Here is a 4,028-nt window from a genome sequence, read left to right as displayed (position 1 = left end):
ATCGCCGACCCGAAGGTCATCCTCAACAGCGGCGGGTCCGACGCCATCGACGTGGCCTGCAAACTGGCGCGCCGCTTCTGGCAACTCGAAGGCCGCCAGAACAAGACGCTGATTCTCAGCCGCGAGTTCGGCTACCACGGTTTGCACGCCTACGGCACAAGCATCGCGGGACTGAGTTTCAACCGGGAAGGATATGGCACCGAATCTCTAATCCCCGAAACAGCACGCGTTCCCACGTCCGACATCGACGCGACGGCGGCCATGATCGCACAAATCGGCCCGGAGCGGATCGCCGCGATCGTCGCAGAACCCGTGCAAGGCACTGGCGGTGTCAACCCACCCCCGCCGGGATACTTCACCGCGTTGAACAAGCTGGCCACCGACAACGGCATCCTGCTCATCGCCGACGAGGTGATTACCGGCTTCGGCCGCACCGGATCAATGTTCGCCACCACTCGCTACGCCATCAATCCAGACATCATCACTTTCGCCAAGGGGATCACCTCGGGTTACGCACCACTCGGCGGGATTCTGATCGCACCTCGGCTGTGGCAACCCTTCTTCCTCGACTCCGAAATCACGCCGATCTTCCGTCACGGCACCACCTACGCAGGGCACGCCACTTCGTGTGCCGTCGCACTGAAGCACCTCGACCTGCTCGACGAGCTCGATCTTCTCGCACACGTGCTCACCCTTGAAGGGGAACTGACCACGGCTTTTGTCTCCTTGCGTGGTCACGAACTGGTCGACGAGGTGCGCGTCGCCGGGCTGCTCGGTGCAGTCACCCTGTCCGCCCACATCGACGCCAACGTCATCGTCGACGCACTCATCGACCGTGGCTTCATCTCCCGTGTGCTGCGTGGCAACAGCCTCCAGTTCAGTCCGCCCTTCACCACCGAGGCAGCCGACGTACACGCCTTCGCTGCCGCGGTCCGCGATGCTCTCGACCAGGTGAGCTGAACGGACCAGATGCGATGCATCACTACCGGATAGCCGGCATTCCTGGCGACTGAATCGGCACGGAAGTCACCCCTGCACCAGGAGAGGTGTTGCGCAGGGCTTACCCGGTGTCAGCGACGCCCTCGGCCGTCGAACAGGCTCTCGGCCGAGAGGTACAAGGTCAGGACATCAATCAACGCGTCGAGTTGCCGACTCGTTTCGTACTTCGTGGGCGAAACCATCTGCGGCAGAGTCAACCCGCGCAAACATGCCCAGATGAGGTCGGCGATCGCCGTGCCGTCGCGATCGGGGACCAACTTGGCGCCGAGTGCGCTCAGCCCTTCGTTCAGTTCGGCGAGATGGCGGTTGAGCTTCTTGTTGCGAGTGACGCGGGTGGCCACCAGGATCTCCTGGGCCGCCAGGGACGTCGGGTTGCTGAATGCCGACCACGCGGCCGCGACGACAGCAGAAACACGTTCTCGCAGAGGCCCGTTCGGGATGTCGACGTCAGCGAGGCTGCGCCGCAACCCATCGAAGCCATCGTCGACCACGGCCATCAGCAGTTGGTCGCGGTCGCCGAAGTGGTACTGGATCACACCCCAGCTGACGTTGGCCCGTTCGGTGATGTGCTTCGCGCTTGCCGCACCGAAACCCTCCTCCAGGATGCACGCCACCGTTTCGGCGATGATCGCCGCCCGGGTTTCATCGCCGCGCTGCTGACGTGTTTCGCCGCGGCGGGTCGGCGCCGGACGGGACCGGGCCTGCCGGGCCGTCGTCATCGCATCAGACCGTGGACTTGAGCGATCGGCAGATCTCGCAGCGAGACCATCCCCGGCGGCGCGGCGCACACCGCCGCCACGGAGTTGACCGCCTTGGCTGCGGTGGCGATGACACCGCCCTCGTTCTGATCGATGTCTGCAGAGCCCACATGGGCATTGATCTCGACACCCGGCCTGCCGGTCACGACCACGCGGTGCACGCCGCCCCGCCCGTCGGGCGGATAGGGCCAGTCGGGCGCTGCGGCCTGGGTGAGGCGATTCACGTGTTCCATGACGATCACCGGCTCACCGGCCCTCATTCCCTCGACCGCGAACCGCACCGCCGCGATGTGGCCGGGGCCGACGTGCATCATGGCGCACTCGATCGGCTCGGGGGTCACCCACGTCTCGTATCGCTCGCGGACCTCGTCGAGTTCGATCCCTAGACAGTCGGCCAAGTGCCGCACGGGCCCGCCCCAGATCGAGCGCAGCACACCGGGCAGGAACATCAATGGCGGATCCTGGTCGGGTGTGAAGCCGAAGCCGAAACTCACACCGGTGAATTCGGCGTCGTCGTAGGAGCCGTAGTCGAAGACCTCCTGGACCGTCACCGATGTCGCGGACTGACACAAGCTCAGCGCGGCGAACGGCAACATGTCCCCGGAGAACCCAGGATCGATGCCGTTGACGTACATCGTGGTACCGCCTTCGCGGCAGGCCGCTTCCAGCGGATCGCGAAGCCACGCGTCCGCGCTCTCGGGAATGATCAGCCAGACCAGAGACGTCGCAACAACATTCGTGCCGTCGCGCAGAAAGGCGGTGATCTCGGCCAGCGCATCGATCGCCCGAGTCTCGCCCTGCGAGGTGTACACGACGCAGTCGGCATGCAATGCCACCAGAGAGTCGAGCTCGTCGGTCGCGATGATCCCGGTGCGTCGGGCAAGACCGCACAGGTCTGCGGCGTCACGGCCGACCTTTCCCGGACTGCTGGCGTGAACCCCGACCAGTTCGAGGTCGGGGTGCTCGATGACGTGCCGCAGCGCGTGCCGGCCCACGTTGCCAGTCGAGAACTGAATCACTCTGAACGTCAAGGAAACTCCCGATGTCTCACAAAAGGTCGGTGATGGTCTTCAAGCCTGCGTCGTAGAGGACGCCCGGCAACATGCCGCCGTCGATCTCGATGGTGGTCCCGTTGACGTAGTCGGCCCGTCCGCTACACAGGAACACGACGGTCCGGCCGACCTCGTCGGCGCCGCCTGCGCGCTTGAGCGGAACCCTCTTGAAGTACTCAGTGCCGTCCTTGTCATCCGATGGCAGGACGAAGTCTCGGAAGTTCTCGGTCATGGTGGGTCCGAGCGCCAGGCAGTTCACCCGGATCTGCGGTCCCCATTCCTGAGCGAGTGACCGTGTCAGGTGATTCAGGCCGGACTTCGCCGCACCGTAGGACACCAGTGTCGGCGAACCTGCCGGATGGCCTGCTCCGCTCGAGATGTTGACGATGGATCCCCCGCCACCGCGGCGCATCTCACGACTGACCCGGATCGCGAACCAGAGCGGGCTGATGAGGTTCATCTGGATGGCGAAGGCGTGGAACAGCACGCTGCGCTCGAAGTCGTCGTCGCTGCGCGGGCTGCCCTGAATCCGCTGCACCAGTTCCGGAACGGCGTCCACGCTGGGACTCGGTACGGTTCCGCCCGCGTTGTTGACCAGGATGTCGACCCGCCCGTAGGCACCCATCACCCTGCCCACGAAGGCATCGATCGCGTGGTGGTCGCCTTGGTCGCACACCCACTGTGCGGACCGTTCGCGCCCGCCGGGAACTCTCGCCGCCGCCGGTAGTTCGTCGAGCGGGGAACGAGAACAGCCGACGACGGTGGCCCCCTCGCGCAACAGCTCCTCTGCGATCCCGTCTCCGACGCCGCGGCTGGTGCCGGTGACGATTGCCACCTTGCCGTCCAACGAACCCACGATCAGCCCCCGTCCGTCATCCAGTCATAAACATAGACCACTCAATTTTAAAGTGTCGCGCACGTCCTTCGCGTTCCGCACTCACGGCAGATTCGTGGACAGCAGTGTCAGGGGCATCCCGAGAATGGTGGCGAGTTGGACCTCGACGAGCTCGAGGCCATCCCCGCCGCGGTCCTGCCGGAATTCGTACGACGCCCCGTAACGTCGCGCGATCTCCATGGCGGCGTCTGCGTCGTCGACCCGGATCACCACCGAGTACACGCCATCGCCCCGGTGGGCCAGAAAGTCGGCTACAGAACCGGGATCCGACGGCGAGCCGGCGGTAGGCGTGACGAGTTCGATGCCTCGGTCCCAGTCCAGGGT

Annotated in this window: 5 protein-coding genes; 1 reads left to right on the top strand and 4 read right to left on the bottom strand. The window is 65.0% G+C overall.

Annotated elements, in window-relative coordinates:
• The coding region (locus ACRDUX_RS41415; protein WP_526423473.1) for an aminotransferase class III-fold pyridoxal phosphate-dependent enzyme at nucleotides 1–960 on the top strand (960 nt) is incomplete at its 5' end.
• 110 nt (nucleotides 961–1,070) lie between these two features.
• Here ACRDUX_RS41415 and ACRDUX_RS41410 read toward each other — a convergent pair.
• The 4 genes from ACRDUX_RS41410 to ACRDUX_RS41395 form a co-directional block, all read right to left on the bottom strand.
• Complete coding sequence (locus tag ACRDUX_RS41410) at nucleotides 1,071–1,718, bottom strand: TetR/AcrR family transcriptional regulator (RefSeq protein ID WP_526423471.1); 648 nt, start codon at nucleotides 1,716–1,718, stop codon at nucleotides 1,071–1,073.
• On the bottom strand, nucleotides 1,715–2,788 hold the full coding sequence (locus ACRDUX_RS41405) for an NAD(P)H-dependent amine dehydrogenase family protein (RefSeq protein ID WP_526423469.1): 1,074 nt from the start codon (nucleotides 2,786–2,788) through the stop codon (nucleotides 1,715–1,717). The genes ACRDUX_RS41410 and ACRDUX_RS41405 overlap by 4 nt, the downstream gene beginning before the upstream one ends.
• Before the next feature lie 16 nt (nucleotides 2,789–2,804).
• Entirely contained in the window at nucleotides 2,805–3,665 is an 861-nt protein-coding gene (locus tag ACRDUX_RS41400; RefSeq protein ID WP_526423467.1) for an SDR family NAD(P)-dependent oxidoreductase, read from the bottom strand.
• An 81-nt stretch (nucleotides 3,666–3,746) separates the two neighbouring features.
• On the bottom strand, nucleotides 3,747–4,028 hold a 282-nt coding region (locus tag ACRDUX_RS41395), incomplete at its 5' end, for a VOC family protein (protein WP_526423465.1).

This window comes from Mycobacterium sp. (genome assembly GCF_050701675.1).
Classification (GTDB): domain Bacteria; phylum Actinomycetota; class Actinomycetes; order Mycobacteriales; family Mycobacteriaceae; genus Mycobacterium.
The sequence above is the reverse complement of the archived record's forward strand: the minus strand, read 5'-3'. Positions and strand labels throughout refer to the sequence as shown.